At 55.6% G+C, this 21,423-nt stretch carries 18 protein-coding genes and 1 pseudogene; 8 read left to right on the forward strand and 11 right to left on the reverse strand.

Annotated elements, in window-relative coordinates:
• Positions 1–36: 36 nt before the first annotated feature.
• Positions 37–834 (reverse strand): helix-turn-helix transcriptional regulator, encoded by a 798-nt coding sequence (locus KGP22_RS15060; protein ID WP_223579945.1) that lies wholly within the window; start codon positions 832–834, stop codon positions 37–39.
• A 59-nt stretch (positions 835–893) separates the two neighbouring features.
• On the opposite strand from KGP22_RS15060, the gene KGP22_RS15065 reads away from it, so the two are divergent.
• The 6 genes from KGP22_RS15065 (at position 894) to KGP22_RS15090 (ending at position 6,246) form a co-directional block, all read left to right on the forward strand.
• Entirely contained in the window at positions 894–1,598 is a 705-nt protein-coding gene (locus KGP22_RS15065; protein WP_223579948.1) for a type 1 glutamine amidotransferase, read from the forward strand.
• Positions 1,599–1,788: 190 nt separating this feature from the next.
• The gene (locus KGP22_RS15070; RefSeq protein WP_223579951.1) at positions 1,789–2,184 is read left to right on the forward strand and encodes a CidA/LrgA family protein; all 396 of its coding nucleotides are present in this window, start codon (positions 1,789–1,791) and stop codon (positions 2,182–2,184) included.
• Complete coding sequence (locus KGP22_RS15075) at positions 2,181–2,876, forward strand: CidB/LrgB family autolysis modulator (protein WP_223579954.1); 696 nt, start codon at positions 2,181–2,183, stop codon at positions 2,874–2,876. The genes KGP22_RS15070 and KGP22_RS15075 overlap by 4 nt, the downstream gene beginning before the upstream one ends.
• A 129-nt stretch (positions 2,877–3,005) precedes the next feature.
• The gene (gene cdd, locus KGP22_RS15080) at positions 3,006–3,890 is read left to right on the forward strand and encodes a cytidine deaminase (protein WP_223579964.1); all 885 of its coding nucleotides are present in this window, start codon (positions 3,006–3,008) and stop codon (positions 3,888–3,890) included.
• 126 nt (positions 3,891–4,016) lie between these two features.
• The gene (gene sanA, locus KGP22_RS15085) at positions 4,017–4,733 is read left to right on the forward strand and encodes an outer membrane permeability protein SanA (protein WP_008500918.1); all 717 of its coding nucleotides are present in this window, start codon (positions 4,017–4,019) and stop codon (positions 4,731–4,733) included.
• Between the two features lie 124 nt (positions 4,734–4,857).
• The gene (locus KGP22_RS15090) at positions 4,858–6,246 is read left to right on the forward strand and encodes a glutamine synthetase family protein (protein WP_223582458.1); all 1,389 of its coding nucleotides are present in this window, start codon (positions 4,858–4,860) and stop codon (positions 6,244–6,246) included.
• A gap of 50 nt (positions 6,247–6,296) precedes the next feature.
• Here KGP22_RS15090 and mglC read toward each other — a convergent pair whose 3' ends face one another.
• From mglC to KGP22_RS15125, 7 genes and pseudogenes are all read right to left on the reverse strand, one after another.
• Positions 6,297–7,307 carry a galactose/methyl galactoside ABC transporter permease MglC gene (gene mglC / locus KGP22_RS15095; protein WP_008500921.1) on the reverse strand — a complete coding sequence of 337 codons (1,011 nt, stop codon included), beginning with the start codon at positions 7,305–7,307 and terminating at the stop codon, positions 6,297–6,299.
• A gap of 15 nt (positions 7,308–7,322) precedes the next feature.
• Positions 7,323–8,843 carry a galactose/methyl galactoside ABC transporter ATP-binding protein MglA gene (gene mglA, locus KGP22_RS15100; protein ID WP_008500922.1) on the reverse strand — a complete coding sequence of 507 codons (1,521 nt, stop codon included), beginning with the start codon at positions 8,841–8,843 and terminating at the stop codon, positions 7,323–7,325.
• 79 nt (positions 8,844–8,922) lie between these two features.
• Positions 8,923–9,921 (reverse strand): galactose/glucose ABC transporter substrate-binding protein MglB, encoded by a 999-nt coding sequence (gene mglB, locus KGP22_RS15105; RefSeq protein WP_008500923.1) that lies wholly within the window; start codon positions 9,919–9,921, stop codon positions 8,923–8,925.
• A gap of 294 nt (positions 9,922–10,215) precedes the next feature.
• On the reverse strand, positions 10,216–11,238 hold the full coding sequence (galS, locus tag KGP22_RS15110) for an HTH-type transcriptional regulator GalS (protein WP_115875849.1): 1,023 nt from the start codon (positions 11,236–11,238) through the stop codon (positions 10,216–10,218).
• Positions 11,239–11,393: 155 nt separating this feature from the next.
• Positions 11,394–12,551, reverse strand: coding sequence for a DUF418 domain-containing protein YeiB (gene yeiB / locus KGP22_RS15115; RefSeq protein ID WP_223579967.1), 1,158 nt, complete (start codon positions 12,549–12,551; stop codon positions 11,394–11,396).
• 19 nt (positions 12,552–12,570) lie between these two features.
• Positions 12,571–13,239, reverse strand: coding sequence for a GTP cyclohydrolase I FolE (gene folE, locus KGP22_RS15120; protein ID WP_023312471.1), 669 nt, complete (start codon positions 13,237–13,239; stop codon positions 12,571–12,573).
• A 102-nt stretch (positions 13,240–13,341) separates the two neighbouring features.
• A pseudogene (locus tag KGP22_RS15125) lies at positions 13,342–14,489 on the reverse strand (YbfB/YjiJ family MFS transporter).
• A gap of 138 nt (positions 14,490–14,627) precedes the next feature.
• On the opposite strand from KGP22_RS15125, the gene fghA reads away from it, so the two are divergent.
• Positions 14,628–15,455: an S-formylglutathione hydrolase gene (fghA, locus tag KGP22_RS15130; RefSeq protein ID WP_111965316.1), complete on the forward strand. Its 828-nt coding sequence runs from the start codon at positions 14,628–14,630 to the stop codon at positions 15,453–15,455.
• Positions 15,456–15,554: 99 nt separating this feature from the next.
• Here the strand turns inward: fghA and cirA are convergent, their stop codons facing one another.
• The 3 genes from cirA to yieE all read right to left on the reverse strand — a co-directional run bounded on the left by cirA (position 15,555) and on the right by yieE (position 20,255).
• The gene (gene cirA / locus KGP22_RS15135; RefSeq protein ID WP_223579971.1) at positions 15,555–17,525 is read right to left on the reverse strand and encodes a catecholate siderophore receptor CirA; all 1,971 of its coding nucleotides are present in this window, start codon (positions 17,523–17,525) and stop codon (positions 15,555–15,557) included.
• A 224-nt stretch (positions 17,526–17,749) separates the two neighbouring features.
• Positions 17,750–19,219 carry an amino acid permease gene (locus KGP22_RS15140; protein WP_111965314.1) on the reverse strand — a complete coding sequence of 490 codons (1,470 nt, stop codon included), beginning with the start codon at positions 19,217–19,219 and terminating at the stop codon, positions 17,750–17,752.
• Positions 19,220–19,388: 169 nt separating this feature from the next.
• Positions 19,389–20,255, reverse strand: coding sequence for a DNA-binding transcriptional regulator YeiE (gene yieE / locus KGP22_RS15145; RefSeq protein WP_047346566.1), 867 nt, complete (start codon positions 20,253–20,255; stop codon positions 19,389–19,391).
• A 97-nt stretch (positions 20,256–20,352) separates the two neighbouring features.
• Here yieE and KGP22_RS15150 point away from each other — a divergent pair, with 97 nt between their 5' ends.
• On the forward strand, positions 20,353–21,399 hold the full coding sequence (locus tag KGP22_RS15150) for a YeiH family protein (RefSeq protein WP_143345329.1): 1,047 nt from the start codon (positions 20,353–20,355) through the stop codon (positions 21,397–21,399).
• The last annotated feature ends 24 nt before the right edge of the window (positions 21,400–21,423 follow it).

Here is a 21,423-nt window from a genome sequence, read left to right on the forward strand (position 1 = left end):
TACCTGTGAAAAAAGACGCGCTATAGTAGCCGCTCTCTATATCGCTGGGAAGCGCTTCTGTTCAGGGAGAAAGTCAGCCGGAGTTGCCCCGACAACGGCGCGAAACGCCGCCGCAAATGCCGCCTGCCCTGAAAACCCCAGCATCCAGGCCACCTGCTTAACCGGGTATCCGTTGGCGAGCAGGTCCAGCGAGGCACAGATCCTTGCGCGCTGTCGCCAGGCCCGGAAGCTAAAGCCGGTATCTTTGATAAACGCGCGTGAGAATGTGCGTTCAGACATAGCGGCCCGTTCCGCCAGCCTTTCCATAGAAACATCCCAGAGATTGCTGGCAATGATGTCACAGGCAACTCGATGTAAGCGCTCATCCACGGGCATCGGTAATTCGGCCGAGATTTGCTGAGCTTCACTGAGAATGTCGAGCAGCAAAACGGCCATTCTGCGCTGACTGGCTGGCCGGTATTCCGCGCTGAACAGCCCGGCAATCAGCTCTTTGAACAACGCTGTTGCCATAATGACGTGAACCTCTTCTTTCCGTTTAAAAGATCCGCATTGCGATATCAGAGCAGGGCTAAACCAGACCGCCCGGAGCTCCGTTGCGGATAACACGCTGTAGGTATGCTCCTGAAAGGGAGGGATCCACAGCGCGCGCTGCGGCGGTATGACCCAACGCTTATTGCCGGTTTCGACCAGCATCACCCCTTTGATGGCAAACAAAAGCTGTCCCTGTGAATGCTGGTGAGGCGGATCCACTTCGCCGCGCGTATAGCTAATAGCCCCTCTGGACCATCCGATGTCATCGTCATGAATTGGCGTTTTATCGATAACGGTTGGCATTTCACATTCCTCCCTTCCACTTATGATGCTGCTTGTACACGTAACCGAAGAGAGACGCAATGCACATTCAATTTATCATTCATGAACATTTCGAAGCGCCGGGCGCCTATGAAATCTGGGGGAAAAGCCGCGGCCATACTCTGAGCTACACCAGAGTTTATCAGGGCGATCCTTTACCCGAGGAGCTGGGGAGCACGGACCTGCTTATCATCATGGGAGGCCCGCAGTCCCCCGCTACCACGCCTGAGGAATGCCCCTGGTTCGATGCACAGGCTGAAAAGGCACTCATCAGCCGCGCGATAGAGGCAGGTAAAACGGTGATAGGCGTTTGTCTTGGCTCGCAGCTTATCGGCGAAGCGCTGGGGGCTGCGTTTTGTCATAGCCCGGAAAAAGAGATCGGCAAATTCCCCATCAGGCTCACCGATGCAGGCAAGGCGAACCCGCTGTTTGCGGATTTTGGCCACGAATTGAACGTCGGTCACTGGCATAACGATATGCCTGGGTTGACGCCACAGGCTAAGGTGCTCGCTTACAGCGAGGGCTGTCCCCGCCAGATCGTGCAATACAGCGAACGGGTTTACGGTTTCCAGTGCCATATGGAGCTGACGCCGGAGGTGGTAGAGTTGCTGATTGAGCATTCGCAGAGTGACCTCCGCCGCGCGGGTGAATTCCGTTTTGTCGAAACGGCGGAAAAACTCCGCTCGCATGATTATCGCGAAATGAACCAGGTGCTGTTTTCTTTTCTCGATAAACTGACCGCCTGACGCTGATGCCTTCTCTGGCGCGTTACTTCGCCAGTGCAATTCCTTTCCTCTAAACTATTGCCTGCACCAGTAAGATGATACCGGACGTTCCATTCCGGAATGTCTGGTATGCTCAAAATTCATGATGTGATCCGTGGCACATTTTTAAGTTTAATTGTATGATGAATGCGTTTCAGCAAGGACTATCACCATGAGCAAAACATTGAACATTATCTGGCAATATCTGCGCGCATTCGTCCTGATTTACGCCTGTCTGTATGCCGGGATTTTCATCGCGTCGCTGCTGCCCATCACCATTCCCGGCAGCATTATCGGCATGCTGATCCTCTTTGTTTTGCTGGCGCTGCAAATCCTGCCTGCAAAGTGGGTCAATCCCGGCTGCTTCGTCCTCATTCGCTATATGGCGCTGCTTTTCGTGCCTATCGGCGTCGGGGTCATGCAGTATTTTGATTTGCTCAAGGCCCAGTTCGGCCCGATTGTTGTCTCCTGCGCGGTGAGTACGCTGGTGGTTTTCCTGGTGGTGAGCTGGAGTTCGCATCTGGTGCATGGCGAACGTAACGTGGTCGGGGAGAAAACAAAAAAATGATGGCCAATATCTGGTGGTCGCTGCCGTTAACCCTGGCGGTGTTCTTTGCCGCGCGCAAGCTTGCCGCACGTTTTAAAATGCCGTTGCTGAACCCGCTGCTGGTGGCAATGGTGGTGATTATTCCGTTCCTGCTGCTCACCGGCATTTCTTACGAACGCTACTTTGCCGGCAGCAAAATTTTAAACGACCTGCTGCAGCCCGCCGTTGTGGCGCTCGCCTTTCCTTTATACGAGCAGCTGCACCAGATCCGCGCCCGCTGGAAATCCATCATTACCATCTGCTTTGTCGGCAGCCTGGTGGCGATGATCACCGGTACGTCGGTGGCGCTGTTGATGGGGGCCTCGCCGCAGATTGCCGCCTCTATTCTGCCTAAATCTGTGACCACGCCTATCGCGATGGCGGTTGGGGGTAGCCTCGGCGGGATCCCGGCCATTAGCGCGATGTGCGTCATTTTCGTCGGTATTCTCGGCGCGGTGTTTGGCCACAGCCTGCTGAACGGGATGCGCATTCATACTAAAGCGGCACGAGGTCTGTCGATGGGGACAGCTTCCCACGCCCTGGGCACTGCCCGCTGCGCGGAGCTGGATTATCAGGAAGGGGCGTTTAGCTCGCTGGCGCTGGTGATCTGCGGAATTATCACCTCCCTGCTGGCCCCGTTCATTTTCCCGCTGATTCTGGCGGTGATGGGCTAAAATTTGCGATGCGTCGCGCAAATTTCATTTTGCTTTCATAAGTTGCATACATAATGAGAAGTGGATCACATATAAAGCCCTGGCGGCTCCGTAAACTACCGATCCATTAACCTTTATGAGGCAAACGCCATGCACCCACGTTTTCAAGCTGCTTTCTCCCAGCTTGCAGAGAATTTGCAGTCAGCCCTGGCTCCCGTTCTGGCAGATGCACACTTCCCCGCCCTGCTGACCGCGGAGCAGGTCACGATGCTGAAACAGGCAACGGGACTGGACGAAGACGCGCTGGCTTTCGCACTGCTACCCCTGGCTGCCGCCTGCGCGCGGGCCGATCTCTCCCACTTCAACGTCGGGGCCATTGCGCGCGGGGTCAGCGGAACCTGGTACTTCGGCGGCAACATGGAGTTCCTGGGCGCGACCATGCAGCAAACGGTTCACGCCGAGCAGAGCGCCATCAGCCACGCCTGGCTGCGCGGTGAAAAAGCGCTGAGCGCCATTACCGTTAACTACACTCCGTGCGGCCACTGCCGTCAGTTTATGAACGAGCTGAACAGCGGGCTGCAGCTGCGCATCAATCTGCCGGGCCGCGCGCCGCACACGCTGGGCGATTATCTGCCTGACGCATTTGGTCCGAAAGATCTGGATATCAAAACGCTGCTGATGGACGATCAGGACCACGGTTTCGCCCTGTCCGGCGATGACCTGAGCCAGGCGGCGATTACCGCCGCCAACAAGAGCCACACGCCGTACAGCAAGTCCCCGAGCGGCGTGGCGCTGCAGTGCCGCGATGGCCGAATCTTCACCGGCAGCTATGCGGAAAACGCCGCGTTTAACCCAACCCTGCCACCGCTGCAGGGCGCGCTTAACCTGCTGAGCCTGAACGGCTATGATTATCCGGACATTCAGCGCGCCATTCTGGCTGAGATTGCCGATGCGCCACTGATCCAGTGGGATGCCACCGCCGCAACGCTCAAAGCGCTGGGCTGCACGACGATCGACCGCGTACTGCTGGCGTAATCCTTCCGGCGGGCAAAAATGCCCGCCCGTTTGCTGAAAAACCCCTCAGTTGAATCGCTGTTTCTTGCGCTAACCAGGCGGGTAAAGTAGCCTGAGTTAAATTTCATCCACGAACGAGCCATCTGCATGTTAAAGCGCGTTTTTTACAGCCTGTCTGTCCTGGTCGGCATACTGCTGTTGATCGTGCTGGGTCTCGACCGCTGGATGAGCTGGAAAACCGCCCCCTACATCTTTGATGACCTGCAGGACCTGCCCTATCGTCAGGTTGGCGTGGTGCTTGGCACCGCCAAGTATTACCGCACCGGCGTAATCAATCAGTATTACCGTTACCGCATTCAGGGCGCGCTGAACGCCTACAACAGCGGCAAGGTGAACTACCTGCTGCTGAGCGGCGATAACGCCCTGCAAAGCTACAATGAACCGGTGACGATGCGTAAGGACCTGATTGCTGCGGGCGTGGATCCGGCCGATATCGTGCTCGACTACGCCGGGTTCCGCACCCTGGACTCCATCGTGCGCACGCGCAAAGTCTTCGACACCAACGACTTCATCATCATCACCCAGCGCTTCCACTGCGAGCGCGCGCTGTTTATCGCCCTGCATATGGGCATTCAGGCGCAGTGCTACGCGGTGCCGTCGCCAAAAGATATGCTGAGCGTGCGCGTGCGCGAGTTCGGCGCCCGCTTTGGTGCCCTGGCCGATCTGTATATCTTCAAACGCGAACCGCGCTTTTTAGGCCCTCTGGTGCCGATTCCGGCGATGCACGAAGTGCCGGAAGACGCGCAGGGTTATCCGGCCGTCACGCCCGAGCAGCTGCTCGATATGCAAAAAAAAGAGAAATAACGGGACCGCCTTTATACTTTCTTTACGGCCGGCCTGACGCTTTTTATCTCCCCTTTACGTCTGCTCTTTTAAGCTGAGTTCACTGCCGCTACGGCTTCATTGAAGAATGACTATGAACTCGATAATGAATGCGTTTTTCCTCAAAAGTCTCCGCCAGTACTTTAACTTTCCCGGTTTATCACTCCCTGGCGCACTTACTTCTGGTCTCTGGCTGGATGAAAAAATAGACGCCCTGCAGCACAACGTTGCCGTGGAAGTGGCCGATTATCTGGAACGTTACCCGCAAACGAAACATGTTGACGTTTATCTGAACGATATCAACGGCACGGTGCGCGGCAAGCGCCTCTCGGTAGAGAGCATGCTGAATCTGGAAAAAGGCTGTTATTTTCCGCTTTCCGTCTACTCAATGGACCAGAAGGGAAAAATCGCCGCCCCGCTTTATGATGAACCCGACCGGCTGTGCGTCCCGGTCGCCGGCTCTTTGCGCCCCTGTCCGCAGGATCCAGAGCACACGGCGCAGATCCTGCTGACGATGAAGGACAGCGACGGTAACCCCTGCCCGCTTGAGCCGCGCGCGATACTGCAGAACGTCGTGGCCCGCTTCCACCAGCACGGCCTTTTCCCGGTCATTGCCCCGGAAATCGAGTTCTATCTGACGGGACAGGGCGAACGCGATCCGCAAAATCAGGGCTGTTTTCACATGGATACCTCGTCGGCGCATGCGGCGCTGTTTGACGAGCTGGAACAGCTGGCCCACCTGCAGCGCATCCCGCTGTCAGGGGTCGTGGCGGAAGCCGAGTCCGGACAGTACGAATTAAACCTGAAGCACAGCCATCGCGTCGTTGAGGTCTGCGATAACGTGCTGGCGCTTCGTCGCCTGACCCGTTACGTTGCTGAAAAGCACGGTCTGCAGGCCAACTTTATGGCTAAGCCTTTCAGCCAGCTTGCCGGCAGCGGTTTGCACTTCCATTTCAGCCTGAACAATCGTCACGGCGAAAACGTCTTTGCTTCCCCGGTGAACGCGCTTAACAGCATGATACGTTTGTGCGTCGCGGGCCAGCTGGCGCTGATGCCCGCCTCCGTCGCCATTCTTGCGCCAGGCGTCAACGCGTTTCGTCGCCTGCGTAAAAGCCTGACGGAACCCGTCTTTAACTCCTGGGGCTATAACACCCGCTCCGCCGCCCTGCGTATTCCCTGCTCGGATGAGAGTAACCGTCGTATCGAGTACCGGCTGGCCGGGGCCGATGCGAATCCGTATCTGGTGGCGGCCACTATCCTGACAGGCATGCTGTACGGGCTGGAACATATCGACGAGGGGGATCTCCCTGAACCGCAGCACGACCAACCGGAACTGCCGCTGTTCCAGCAGGAGGCGATTGAGGCCTTTGCCCGCTGTCAGTATCTCACCGACAGCCTGGGCGATGCCTTTTCCGAACAGTGGGTCGCCTGCAAGCTCTCTGAACTCGACTGGTTTGAGCGCATTGTGACCCGAGAGGAGTCACATCTGGCATAGGGCATAAAAAAAGCCCGCTCGATGAGCGGGCTGGATAACGCAAGGAGGAATTACTTCTTACGCGCGTACTTCAGTGAATCCAGCGCAACCGCGAAGATAATGATGGCGCCTTTGATGATGTACTGCCAGTACGGGTTCACGCCGATATAGGTCAACCCGTAGTTGATTACGGTGAAAATGATCACACCGGTCACCACGCCCAGTACTGTACCCACACCGCCGCTGAAGGAGACGCCGCCCACCACGCAGGCTGCGATCGCATCCAGCTCGTACATGAAGCCGAGGTTGTTGGTAGCAGAGCCGATACGGCCCGCTTCCAGCATCCCGCCGAAGGCGTAGAACACGCCGGACAGGGCATAGATGATGAGCAGGTTCAGGGCTACGTTAACACCGGAGACTTTCGCCGCTTCCGGGTTACCGCCGATGGCGAAGATGTTTTTGCCAAAGCGCGTTTTGTTCCACAGGATCCAGACGAAGGCCACCGCAATCAGCGCATAGAAGGTGATGTACGACAGGCGGAAGCTGCCAAGCGCAATAAACCCTTGCGTAAAGGTCGAGAAGCCGCTGTCAAAGCCCGAGATTGGCGAAGCGCCGACGAAGTCGTAGTACAGGGAGTTGATACCGTAAACGATGATCATCGTACCCAGGGTGGTGATAAACGGCGTCACGTTCAGGTAGGCGATGATAATTCCGTTGATCAGACCAATCACCGCACCGATGGCGCAGACAATCAGGATCACCACGAAAATCGGCATGGTGGCCATTTCCGGGAAGACCTTGTTAGCGTTTTCCATCGACTGCAGCAGGGTTGCCGCGATAACCGCCGCCAGACCCACCTGACGACCGGCAGAAAGGTCCGTCCCCTGGGTCACGATCAGGCCCGCCACGCCCAGCGCAATGATAATACGCACGGAGGACTGGGTCAGAATGTTACTCAGGTTCAGCAGGCTTAAGAACGTAGGGTCCTGGAAAATAATGATAGCCAGCAGTACTAAAAGAACAACGTAAATACCGCCTTCTTTCAGGTAAGTGAGAAAACTTTTTTTATTTAACGCACTCATGAGGAGCCCCTGATCTTAAAGGTGCAAAGACGCAAGACGCAAAATTTCGTTTTGCGTTGTCGTTTTGGTGTCAACAATACCGGCGACGAGACCATTGCTCATAACCAGAATACGATCCGTGATCCCTAACAATTCCGGCATTTCGGAAGAAATAATAATGATCCCTTTATTCTTTTTCGCCAGCTCGGCAATCAGCTGATAAATTTCAAACTTCGCGCCGACGTCAATACCGCGGGTAGGTTCATCCAGCATCAGAATTTCTGGCTGGGTTAATAACCAACGGCCGATAATCACTTTCTGCTGGTTACCGCCTGACAGCGAACCAATTTGGGTGCGATGGCCTGGCGTTTTCACACGCATGGAGTCAATCACCCATTGGGTATCGCTTTTCATGCGGGAGTTATCCAGCAGCCCGACTTTGTTTTTGTAATTGCGAATGTTAGAAATTAACGAGTTAAAGTTAATATCCAGATAAGCATAAATACCGGTCGAACGACGCTCTTCCGTCACCAGCGCGAAACCATTATTAATAGCTTCGTTGGCGTTGTGGTTGTTAATTTTCTTACCGTGCAGCGTAATAGTGCCTTCGGCTTTCTCACGGATACCGAACAGGGTTTCCACGATATCGGTACGTTTTGCCCCGACCAGGCCGGCAATCCCCAGGATTTCACCTTTATGCAGGTCGAAGGAGACATCGCGTATAGACGGCTGACGTAACGAGGTCAGGTTGCGCACTTCCAGAATCACTTCACCCGGCTTGTTTTCTTTGTCAGGGAAGCGCTGGTTCAGGGAACGGCCGACCATCATGGCGATGATCTTGTCCATGTCCAGCCCTTCCAGCGGCTGCGTGGCAATCCACTGACCGTCGCGCAGGATGGTGATCTCATCACACAGCTGGAAGATCTCTTCCATTTTGTGGGAGATGTACACAATGCCACAGCCGCGATCTTTTAGCTTACGAATAATGGTAAAAAGGTGGTTAACCTCTTTTTCCGTTAATGACGATGTCGGTTCGTCCATGATGACGATTTTCGCATCATAGGAGAACGCTTTGGCGATTTCGATCATCTGCATCTGGGAGACGGATAATGTTCCCACGCGGGCACGCGGATCGATATCAATATCCAGCTCGTCGAAAATTGCTTTGGTGTCGCGATACATTTTGTCCTGATCGACAAAGACACCTTTGGTTGGATAACGTCCCAACCACATGTTATCCATAACTGAACGCTGCAGCACCAGGTTTAATTCCTGGTGAACCATCGAGATACCGTTTTCCAGTGCTTCTTTCGCTGAATGGAAATCGATCTCTTTCCCCTGAAAAAGAATGCTGCCAGAATCTTTTTGATAGATCCCAAAAAGACATTTTAATAATGTTGATTTACCCGCACCGTTCTCCCCCATTAAGGCATGAATAGAGTGAGGACGAACTTTTAAATTAACATTATCGAGTGCCTTAACGCCGGGAAATGACTTGTTGATACCGCTCATTTCCAACAGGTATTCACCGGATGACTGAGTTGTTGTGCTGACCATAATTATACCTTGTTGGCCTCGCATATCGCGTTATAAAAGGGCGCAACGAATTGCGCCCAGTGGAGACAGTACCGCTAACTTATTTACCGATAAACTCAGCCAGGTTGGACTGGTCTACGCCCACGTAAGGTACGCGAACAATTTTGTTGTCAATTTTCCAGTTGGTGCCATCTGCCGCGCCTTTGCCATCGGCGAGGTTTTTCGCCAGATCGAAGGTGGCTTTCGCCTGGTTGTTGGCATCGTTCAGCACGGTACCGGCCATCGCACCGGATTTAACCAGCGCCAGCGCTTCTGGCAGTGCATCCACGCCGAATACCGGGATTGAGGATTTGTTGTGTGCTTTCAGCGCTTCTACCGCACCCATTGCCATCGCATCGTTGTTGGCGATAACGACTTCGATTTTGTTGGCATTAGGGCCGGACAGCCACGCGTCCATCTTATCTTTCGCCTGAGCGGTATCCCACATCGCGGTATCTAACGCCAGCTGCTGGGTTTTCAGGCCTTTGTCGTTCAGCTCTTTGATAACGTAGGTAGTACGCGCTTCAGCATCCGGGTGGCCTGGCTCGCCTTTCAGCAGCACGAACTGAATCTGACCGTCTTTATTCAGGTCCCAGTTCGGGTTCGCCGCCCAGTGTTTCGCGATCAAATCGCCCTGAATAATACCGGACTCTTTAGAGTCAGTACCGACGTAATACGCTTTGTCGTAGCTATCCAGCGCCTTACGGGAAGGTTCTTTGTTGAAGAAGACGATCGGCACGTTCTGACCGCGCGCTTTTTCAATGACCGTGCCTGCTGCAGCCGGGTCAACCAGGTTGATGGCCAGGGCTTTCACGCCTTTCGCCAGCAGAACGTCGATCTGGTCGTTCTGTTTGGACTGGTCATTCTGGGAGTCGTTCATCAGCAGCTGAACGTCTGGCGCTGCTTTCGCATCTTTCTCAATCGCTTTACGCACAACAGACATGAAGTTGTCGTCGTATTTATAGATGGTCACACCAATACGGGTATCCGCAGCGTGCGCTGCTGCACCAAAAAGCATGCTTGCCATTACAGCAGACAGGGTCAACACCTTCTTATTCATGGTATCTCCGGTTTTTTTATGCAGGGTAGTTCTTGTGAATAACGATCGGCGGGCAGGTGTTAATAAAACGTTACTGACAGCCGAAGTTCACTTATAAAATTTCTATCTTCCGTGTTCGGTAACGCTCCAGAAATGCGTTTTATTCGTTGTTTGCGGCACATTGGCTATAGTGAAAGTGAATAATCACTGTTACATAGCGTTTCAGCCCCTAAAACGCTGACATCATAGTCAGCGCCTTGTTAAGATACTGTGAATTTACTCACAGATTGAAAACGGTTACATCACCTGATCTAATCAGTTAGTGATCGGAACCACAATTTGCCGGGCCGCGACGGAGTGGCGACGTACTAAAGTCGGCATGAAACAGTGCGTTGCGCCCGGATCCAGCAGCCCTGCCGCTCCCTGTAACGCCAGCTCAGTCGCCAGTTTCGCCATAGAGGCAATGGGGTAGCGCACCGTTGTCAGCTGCGGGTCGGTGTAACGGGCAATCGGGATATCATCAAAACCAATGAGTGATAAATGCTGTGGCACCGCAATGCCGTTATCCTTCAGTGCCGTCAGGGCGCCAGCCGCCATGCTGTCGTTATAGGCAAACACCGCAGACAGCTGCAGATTGCGGCCCAGCAGCTCCACCATTGCCGCCTCACCGCCCTGCATGTCCGGCGTGCCGGTCCCCACCCAGCTCTCGGATGGCGTAATGCCGTGCTCTTTCAGGGCATTTTGCCACCCCTCGCGCCGCAGTTCGTCATCTTCAATCTGATGGCTTGAGGCCAGATAACCGATCCGCTGATGCCCGTTGTTGATGAGCATTTTCGTGGCCATCATGGCGCCGCTGACGTTATCCAGCCCGACGCAGCGGTGGGCATAGCCGGGGACAATGCGGTTAATCAGCACCATGCCCGGGATCTGCTCCATCAATCCGGTTAGCTCTTCATCGCTCAAGGCTTTTGAATGGACAATCAGGGCGTTACAGCGCTGACGGATCAGCACTTCAATGGCATGACGCTCTTTTTCCGCCTCATGATAGCTATTACCGATCAGGACATATTTCTGATGCTGCTGTGCCACCATGTCGACCGCTTTCACCAGCGCGCCGAAAAAGGCATCCGAGACATCCATCACCACCACGCCGATGGTGTCGCTGACCTGCGTCGCAAGCGCCTGGGCATTGGCATTTGGCCGGTACCCGAGCTGGGTCACGGCTTTCATTACGGTTTCTCGGGTTTCAGGGCTGACCAGCGCGCTATTGTTCAGCACGCGTGAGACGGTAGCCACAGAAACGCCCGCCTGACGGGCGACGTCACGAATGGTGATCATATTCACCATCCTTCAAAGAATTGCAGCAACTCACAGACACCCCCTGTGTTTAGCAAGGTGGCTATTTTGGCAGCGAGAAAAAGGGGACTACGTGAAGAAGCTCACAGTCATGAAAACGCTTACATCCGTTTTGTTAATGATTGTGATCCAGATCGTTATCTGGATGTGTTTTTCAATGATACCCCTGAAGCATATGCGGTTAACTGACGCCACACCCACTCCAGCGGCCCCTGGCGGAAAAAGCGTAGCCAGAGAACAGAAAACGCCAGGTTTACCACCCAGACCGGAATAACAAACGCCAGCAGCGTAAGGCGGTCGAATTTCATAAACAGGCCAAAGCGATAGAAAAGCGTGGTGCATATGAGCGTTTGCAGGAGGTAATTGCTCAACGCCATTCGGCCCACGCAGGCGATAGCGCTGACAATCCACAGGCGGGAAAGCGTTGGCCAGAAGCCATAGATCAGCGCCGCGTAGCCGATGGTCTGGAACGGCGCGCTCAGTTCACGCGGCACCTGGAGCAGGAACGCGCACCAGCGGTAATCCCAGTGGATATGCCACTGCGCAATCACCGCCGGGAGGTTAATCAGCACGCCGAGCAGCACCAGACCGGCGCCGGTACGACGATAGTGACGCAGGCTGAATTCTCCTTTCAGCCAGCCGGTGCGCATCAATGACGCGCCCATCAGCATCATGCCCGCCAGCTGCCAGCCGTATTGCGCGCCCAGCGCAAGGAGGTTGTCCCCCAGCATATCCGCGCGGTTGCTTATCGCTTCCGTACCGCCTTTCAGCTTCCAGAACTGTTCGTACTGCAGGTTAGCGGCATCCGGGATCCATGAACGGTTTGTCGCCTCGCCGGAGATCATCCCCAGCAATAGCAGGACGCCAAGCCCCATCACATACAGCATCACGCCGGTGTTAAACAGGCTTTTTACGCTGTGCGCATCGCGTATGAGGCGCCAGCAGATGAGCCCGACTAACCCATACGCGAGAAGAATATCGCCGTCCCAGAAGAACAGGCCGTGGATAAAGCCGAGGATAACCAGCAGCGTCAGGCGCGACTGGATCCAGCGCGTACCGCGTTTGAGGAGAAGCTGCAGGCCTGCGCCAAACAGCAGTGCAAAGAGCGTGAGGAATTTGACCTGCGCAAAGAGATCGAGGATCGCCCACGTCCAGGCATCACTGCGCGTGATGTCGCCATACCACGCAGGATTGAGATAAGCCGCCTTCGGCAAACCGAAGGCGGCGATATTAAGCAGCAGGATACCGAGAATGGCGACGCCGCGAACAAAATCGAGCGTGACGTTTCGCTCCATGGTCCCTGCCCTGTAAGACTTAATTGTGGTGACGTACGGCGCGCAGGAACTCCTGGCGGGTATTCTGGCTTGACTTAAACAGGCCGCCCAGCGAGGTGGTGGTCGTTGCACTGGTCGCATCACGCACGCCGCGCGCCTTCACGCAGTAGTGAACCGCGTCGATAGAGACGGCCACGTTATTGGTGCCCAGCAGCGTTTGCAGCGCAGTCAGGATCTGCTGCGTCAGACGCTCCTGCACCTGCGGACGCTGGGCAAAGAACTGCACGATGCGGTTGATCTTCGACAGGCCAATCACCGTATCTTTGGGGATATACGCCACGGTCGCTTTACCGTCGATGGTCACGAAATGGTGTTCGCAGGTGCTGGTCAGCGTGATATCGCGCACCGTCACCATCTCATCCACTTTCATCTTGTTTTCAATGACGGTGATTTTCGGGAAGTTGGCGTAATCCAGGCCGGAGAAAATTTCGTCGACGTACATTTTCGCGATGCGGTGCGGCGTCTCCATCAGACTGTCGTCACTCAGATCGAGATTCAGCAGCTCCATGATTTCGGTCATATGACCGGCAATCAGACGCTTGCGGGTTTCATTGTCCAAATCCTGTACGGGCGGACGCAGTGGCGTTTCAAGACCGCGCGCAACCAGGGCTTCGTGGACCAAGGCAGCTTCTTTACTGAGTGATGACATTTTGTTCTCCTGCAGGTGTGGCGTCTTTTGCCCTCGTTGTGGCAAAAGTATGCGCTCATTGTGCGTGAGGCGACGCACATAATCCAGTATTCACGACGATAATTATTGCAATTGCTGTTGCCTTTCAGCGTGACGATTCCAGACCAGGGCTCCTCCAACGAACAACGCCAAGCCCGCCAGCCCCAGCGCCGGCTCCAGCCGGTGGGTAAGCCAGGTTGATAACGCCGAGGTGACCGGCCCAATCAACTGACCAATTGCATACCCGGTGGTGAGCAGGCCTGCCATATAGCGCGTGTGGTTTGGTGCCAGCTCGCGACCATATAAAAGAGAGAGCTGCACGGCACACAAAAAGCCGCCGCCCACCAGCAGCCCCCCGTCAGCAACCCGCCAATCCCCGGCAGCCGCCAGGCCGCCAGCACGCCCGCCCCCTGTAACCACAGGACTATAGCCAGCCTGCGGTTAGCCGTTGAGGTATGGCGTAAAAGAATACTGAGCGCTATCCCCACCACGGCGGCGATACCAAAAATCGGCCAGACGAACTGCGCAAACAAGCTGCCGGGAAAACGCACCGCCGCCATTTGCGAAAGGAAGGTCGCGGGGAGGATATATCCAAAGCCAGCCAGACTGTAGCTCCAGACCAGACGTTTTAAATCCGCCGTCAGCACCAGCGGCTCTGGTGCTGTGCCCGGTCGATGGAGCTGACCGGATCGCGGCAGGTAGCGCGCCACCAGCGCAATCAGCACCAGCGCCAGCACGCCGTAGATTTGCCATGCCGCCCCGGCCGACAGGGACTTCGCCTGGATATAGACGGCGAGCAGCCCGCTCAGGGCAATGCCCGCCCCCGGTCCGGCAAATACGGCAGCGCTCAGGCCCGGTTTACCCAACTGCCCAAGCCGTTCGTTAGTCCAGGCGGCAATCAGTACCATCGACCAGCCGCTCATGCAGCCAATCACGAAGCGCAGCAGGCCGTGTACGACGGCGTTATCCGCCGCCGCGGAGAGCAGCGTCAGCGCCACCGCGCCGGTGATGCCAAGCCAGAGGCGCGTTTCCACAAAGCGGTGCGCACGCATAGCATCCCATGCGCCCACCAGATAGCCCAGATAGTTCATCGCCGCGACCAAACCCGCGCTGGTCAGCGTAAGCTGCCCGGCAGCAATCATCAGCGGCACCTGAGGCGTAAAGGCAAAGCGCCCAATTCCCATCGCCACCACCAGAACGACAAACCCACTGAGCGCAATACGCAGCGCCATGACCGCTCCAATTGTTAAAGAAAAGTAAATTTATGATGCAGCATCTGGCCGTCAGGCGAAAGTGAAAGTTGCTCACAGGTCAATGAAAAGGCTGTATTATGGTTTTTATGAATACGCATTCTCATTAAGGAGCCCTGCATGGAACTGCTCGAAGAGCACCGTTGTTTTGAAGGTCGACAGCAGCGCTGGCGGCATGACTCCACCGTCCTGAACTGTGCGATGACGTTCAGCATTTTCCTGCCGCCGACGGAAAATCCGCCGGTTCTGTTCTGGCTTTCAGGCCTCACCTGCAATGACGAAAACTTCACCACCAAAGCGGGGGCGCAGCGTATTGCTGCCGAGCTGGGTATTGCACTGGTGATGCCTGACACCAGCCCGCGCGGCGATGATGTGGCCGACGATGCGGGATACGATCTGGGCAAAGGCGCCGGGTTTTATGTCAATGCGACCGAGCAGCCCTGGGCGCGCCATTACCGCATGTATGATTACATTCGCGATGAACTTCCTGCGCTGGTGCAGTCGCAGTTTGCGGTTGGCGAGCGCTGCGCGATCAGCGGCCACTCCATGGGCGGACACGGGGCGCTCATCATGGCGCTGAAAAATCCGGGAAAATACGTCAGCGCGTCGGCATTTGCGCCAATTGTGAACCCAACGCAGGTGCCGTGGGGGCAGAAAGCCTTCACGAACTATCTGGGTGAAGATGAAGCGAAATGGCTGGAATGGGATAGCAGTGCGCTGATGCTGGCCAGCAGCTCAGCAAATGCGATCCCGATGCTTATCGATCAGGGTGATGCGGATCAGTTCCTCGCCGGTCAGCTGCAGCCTGCGGTGCTGGCAGAAGCGGCACGCCAGAAAGACTGGCCGCTGACGCTGCGCATCCAGCCGGGATACGACCACAGCTATTATTTTATCGCGTCCTTTATTGAGGATCATCTCCGCTTCCATGCGGAGCATTTATTCGGCTAAGTGCGGCCGATTGCCGGGTGGCGGCCTCGCCTTACCCGGCCTACATTCGTGGGTTTTGTAGGCCCGGCAAGCGAAGCGCCACCGGGCATCCAGGCTACATCAGAACTTATAATCCACGCCGACAAAGTAGCGACGGCCATCTTCCGTGTAGCTGTAATCGTCGCGGCTCAGATCTTTGTCCAGCAGGTTCTGCACGCCCGCACGCAGCTTCACGCTTTTCGTCGCCTGCCACGCGGCGCCGGTATTCCAGATGACATAGCCACCCGGCGTTGGAGCGCTGCTGGTTAGCGCGCGTTTCTCACCGGTGTAGTTGCCCTGAACATAGAACGACCAGTCCTGCGTCGCCTTCCAGTCAACGGTACCGTTAGCCGTGTGGAACGGCAGATCGGACAGCGGCTTGTTGCCTCCGTTGCTGATATCGCGACCGTCGTTATAGGTGTAGTTCAGCGTCAGTTTCCAGTCGTCCGCCAGCGGGAGTTTCAGCTCGGTCTCCACCCCGCGGATGCGCGCCTTGTTAACGTTGTAGTAGCGGAAAATCGGTTCACCGTCCGCATTCAGGCCAACGTAGTTAGTGTAGCCCTGGGCCTGTTTCGCATTGGCCGTACGGCTGATGCTGATACGGTCATCCACATTATTCTGGAAGGTGGTGACGCTGGCCTGCACGCCCTCTAACCAGCCCTCTTCTCCACTGTAGTACAGACCGAATTCAAAGCTCTCGCTGGTTTCCGGCTTCAGGTCCGGGTTACCAACAATCTCACAGGCACCGCGGCACGAGCCGGTAACCCAGTCTGGGCTCAGCTGCAGCAGAGACGGCGCTTTAAACGCGGTAGCCCAGCCCCCTTTCACCGTTACGGTATCGGTCGCGTTGTAGACCAGATAGGCGCGCGGGCTCCAGTGGTCGCCGTAGGTATCATGGTCGTCCATACGGATGCCGGTGGTCAGTGCCAGAGGTTCAAAGAGACGCCACTCATCTTCCAGGAACAGGGCATACTGGCTTGTCGACGTACTGCTGCTCGAACCGCCCGTCAGGTTGACCGGATCCTTCAGCTTATCGTGACGCCATTCGCCGCCGAAGGTCAGTAGCTGGTTGATTTCGCCCAGCGGCAGCACGTATTTCCCGTCCACCGCGTTGCTTTCGGACGTGATCGGATTGCTGTTGCCCGGGTTTTTGTTATCCACCTTTTCGCCGTAAACCTTCAGCTCGCTATTGCCGACGCCCCAACGGCCGTTGTGGCTAAGCGAGTAGTTCTGTCGCTCAAGGCGGTTTTTGTCGAGTGAATCCGAGTCACGATCCTGACGATCGAAACCGTAGCCCGCCGTAAAGTCATGATTTTCAGACGGCGTCCAGGCGAACTCCACATTCGCATCGCGGCTGGTAAAGCCTTCAATGCGCGGCGTTTCACCGCTCGCCGTGGTAGAGGACTTCTGTTGACCGTCTTTCTCACGCTTCGCGAGGCTACCGTAGGCTTTCAGCCCCAGCAGACCGTCCACCAGCGGACCGCTGGTATAGAACTGACCGTTATACGTGTCGCCACGGTCGCGATGTTCCTGAATTGTGGAATCGGCGCTCAGGGTGCCCGTCCATTTCTGGCCGATTTTTTTGGTGATAATGTTTACCACGCCGCCCAGCGCATCGGAGCCGTAAAGAGAAGACATCGGTCCGCGCACCACTTCAATTCGTTCGATGGCGTCAACCGGCACCCAGTTGAGGTCGAAATCATTATGGCGGAACACCGCGTTACGCGAGTTGACGCGCTTGCCGTCGATCAGGATCAGCGTGTAGCTGCTGTCCAGTCCGCGAATACTTACCCCTTTACGGTTGTCCCCTTCGCTCGTGAGCTGCACGCCTGGCACCTCCCGTAACACATCTTTCAGATTCTGAACGGGTTTGCGCTGCAAATCTTCCTGGGTAATCACGCTGATGCTTGCCGGTGCGTCTTTCAGGTTTTGCTCGGTCGCGGAGGCCGTGACAACCATTGTGTCGCCGGATTCCGCTGCGATAACAGGCAGGGCCAGGGACATTGCGGACGCACAAAGTCCTCCCCTGACGAAGGGATTCAACCTAAACATTCCATATCTCCATGAGGTAAATACAACTAAATCAAATCATCATTGCTCACAGCGTCTTCCCTGCCGCCCACATCTGCGGTGGGTCGGTGACACGCTTATTTTTGATAACGATAAAGCAAACGATAATTATTATCAATTAAATTGTTAAGAAATATATCTTTGTTTCAGGATACGGGAATAAAAAAACCCGCTCGAATGAGCGGGTTAAAAGAGAGGAAGTGCGGTTATTGTTTAAATCGTTCCGGGAATTCCATTTCACTGTAGCGAACGAATTTTGTTCCTTTCGTCAGCTTGTAGCCAAACCAGATAACGAGGAACAGCGGAATACCAATGTAGGTCGCCGTGACGGCGCCCCAGTCAATGGTGTCCGCCAGGAACGCTTCATAGTTCTGTCCCAGCGTAATGATCAGGCACAGAATGAAGGCGAAAATGGGACCCAGCGGGAAGAACCCTGAGCGATACGGCAGCTGGTTAACGTCATAACCCTGTTTGACGTAGCCACGGCGGAAACGATAGTGGCTAATGGCAATCCCCAGCCAGGCAATAAAGCCCGTCATCCCGGAGGTGTTAAGCAGCCACAGGTACACCGTCTGGTTGCCAAACATAGAGGTCAGGAAGCACAGACCGGCGATCACCGTAGTGGCGTACAGCGCGTTACGCGGTACGCCGCCACGGGACAGCTTCGCGAAAATACGCGGTGCTTTACCGTCGCATGCCAGCGTGTATAGCATACGGGTGGACGCGTACATCCCGGAGTTACCGGCTGAAAGCACAGCGGTCAGGATAACGGCGTTCATCACTGCCGCGGCTGAAAGCAGACCGGCGTGCTGGAAGACCAGCGTGAACGGACTGACGCTAATGTCTTTAACGTCATTACGCAGCAGGCTTGGATCGGTGTACGGAATGATCAGGCTGATAATCAGGATCGCGAACACATAGAACAGCAGGATACGCCAGAAGACCTGACGAACCGCGCGCGGAATATTCTTCTCCGGGTTTTCTGACTCACCGGCCGCGATGCCAATCAGCTCGGTCCCCTGGAAGGAGAAGCCGACAATCATTGCCACGCCAATCATTGCCGACAGTCCACCGGCAAACGGCGCATCGCCTATCGTCCAGTTACTCCAGCCCGCAGGTTCTGCGCCTTTGAAAATACCAACGATCATCGCCACACCGACGACGATAAAGATGATGACGGTTGCCACTTTGATCAAAGAGAACCAGTATTCCGCTTCGCCGAAACCGCGCACGGAAATGTAGTTCAGCAGGAAGATAACGGCGAGGAACAGGGCGCTCCAGATCCAGCCCGGCGTATCCGGGAACCACCAGTTCATCACCAGCTGTGCGGCAACGAGGTCAACGGCGATAGTGACCGCCCAGTTGTACCAGTAGTTCCAGCCCAGCGCGAAGCCAAAGCCTTCTTCAACGTATTTTTGACCGTAGGTCGAGAACGAACCGGATACCGGCATGTACGCGGCCAGTTCGCCAAGACTGGTCATCAGGAAGTACACCATCAGGCCAATCAGGATATAAGAGAAAAGTGCCCCACCCGGGCCTGCTGCCGAAATCGTTGCGCCAGAGGCAACGAAAAGACCTGTACCGATTGAGCCGCCAATGGCGATCATCGTCAGGTGACGCGCCTTAAGTTCACGACGTAGCGTGGGCGCTTCTGTGGTTTTAATTTCTGAAACCATATGAAAATGCTGTCCATTTAATAAATGAGGCGCGATTGTAGCAGACGATCCGCGTTCCTTCCGGCAGAAATACTCAGTTATAAGAGAGCTTCATGACTGGGCCAGGATTATAAGTAAAGCATAATTTTTCCCTCTCCTCTTTGGGGAGAGGGCCAGGTAATGGGCGATTTCACATCTCGCAATAGCGCAGAAAACGCTGCAGCGAGCTGGAAAGGTGTTTCTGACGATGATGAATGCACCACAGCGTGCGCACCAGTTTCGGGAGCGGGATGGGGATTTCAACCAGCGATCCGGTTTCCAGCTGTTCGGCAATAACGCGCCGGGAAAGACAGCTGATGCCGAGCCCGTGGCGCACCGCGTGCTTGATGGCCTCAGAGTTCCCCAGCTCCATCCCTAACTGGAAATGCGGCAAATGAGAAAGCAGCAGATAATCGACAATTTCACGCGTGCCGGAGCCCTGCTCGCGCAGGATCCACTGCGCCTGCGCCAGGCGTTCCAGCGTCACCTCGCCCTGCAATAACGACGAGGCCGGGGAGGCAAACACCACCAGCTCATCTTCCAGCCAGGGCTCGGCAATAATATCGACGTTATGGCAGGGTCCTTCGATGAGGCCGATATCCACCCGGAAGTCGATCACCGCGTTGATGACGTCCTGGCTGTTCCCCACGCTCATCTCCAGCGGCAGGGTCGGGAAATCCCGGCGGTAGCGGGCAATCACTTCCGGCAGGATGTAGTTCCCGATGGTGCTGCTGGCGTAGACGCGGATCGCGCCATTGTCTTCGCGGAACAGCTGCTCGATTTCGATAGCCTGCTCCAGCAGCGCCAGCGCGCGTGGATAAAGAAGACGACCGTGCTCGTTGACCACCAGACGCTTCCCTACCCTGTCAAAAAGCTGAACGCCCAGCTGTCCTTCAAGATCGGTTAACGCCGCGCTGACCGCAGACTGCGAGAGCGCCAGCATTTGTGACGCCTGGGTCGTCGAGCCGCTTTTCAGCACCTCGGCAAACACTTCCAGCTGACGCAGAGTAATGTGCATGGTTGCTTACCACTTATATAGATTGATTATAAGTATATAATCAATTTTATTTTTAAGCCAGAGCGCCGTAACCTTTAGCCAGACAAAGGAGAAGGTTATGTCAGAAATCACCTTACAACATCATCGTACAGTGTGGCACTTCGTGCCGGGTCTTGCGCTCAGCGCCGCAGTGACCGCCGTCGCGCTATGGGGCGGCAGCATCCCGGCCATCGCAGGCGCAGGTTTCAGCGCGCTGACGCTGGCCATTTTGCTGGGCATGGTCGTGGGTAACACCGTTTATCCACATATCTGGAAATCCTGCGACGGCGGCGTGATTTTTGCCAAACAGCACCTGCTGCGTCTTGGGATCATTCTTTACGGCTTCCGTCTCACCTTCTCGCAAATTGCGGATGTGGGCGTGAGCGGGATCGCCATAGACGTCCTGACCCTGACCAGCACCTTTTTACTGGCCTGCTTTATCGGTCAGAAAGTGTTTGGCCTGGACAGGCAAACCAGCTGGCTGATCGGTGCCGGGAGCAGTATCTGTGGGGCCGCGGCGGTGCTGGCAACGGAACCCGTCGTTAAAGCCGAAGCCAGCAAGGTGACGGTGGCGGTAGCGACGGTGGTGATCTTCGGTACGCTGGCGATTTTCCTCTACCCGGCCATGTATCCGCTGGTTGCCCACTGGTTTAGCCCGGAAACCTACGGCATCTATATCGGTTCGACCATGCACGAAGTGGCCCAGGTGGTGGCGGCAGGACATGCTATTAACCCTGAAGCCGAAAACGCAGCGGTGATTGCCAAAATGCTGCGCGTGATGATGCTGGCGCCGTTCCTGATTTTCCTTGCTGCACGGGTTAAACAGCTGGCACCGGCGGACAGTAATCAGAAAAGTAAAATCACCATTCCATGGTTTGCGATCCTGTTTATCGTGGTCGCTATCTTTAACTCCTTCCACCTGCTGCCCAAATCGGTAGTGGATATGCTGGTGACGCTGGATACCGTACTGCTGGCGATGGCCATGGCGGCCCTGGGGGTGACCACACACGTCAGCGCGCTGAAAAAAGCCGGTGCGAAACCGCTGCTGATGGCGCTGGTACTCTTCATCTGGCTGATTGTCGGCGGCGGCGCGATTAACCTCGCGGTCCATAGCCTGATGGCATAAACCACTACATCCTTCTCCTGTTAA

The sequence above is a fragment of the Enterobacter sp. JBIWA005 genome (genome assembly GCF_019968805.1).
Lineage (GTDB): Bacteria > Pseudomonadota > Gammaproteobacteria > Enterobacterales > Enterobacteriaceae > Enterobacter > Enterobacter vonholyi.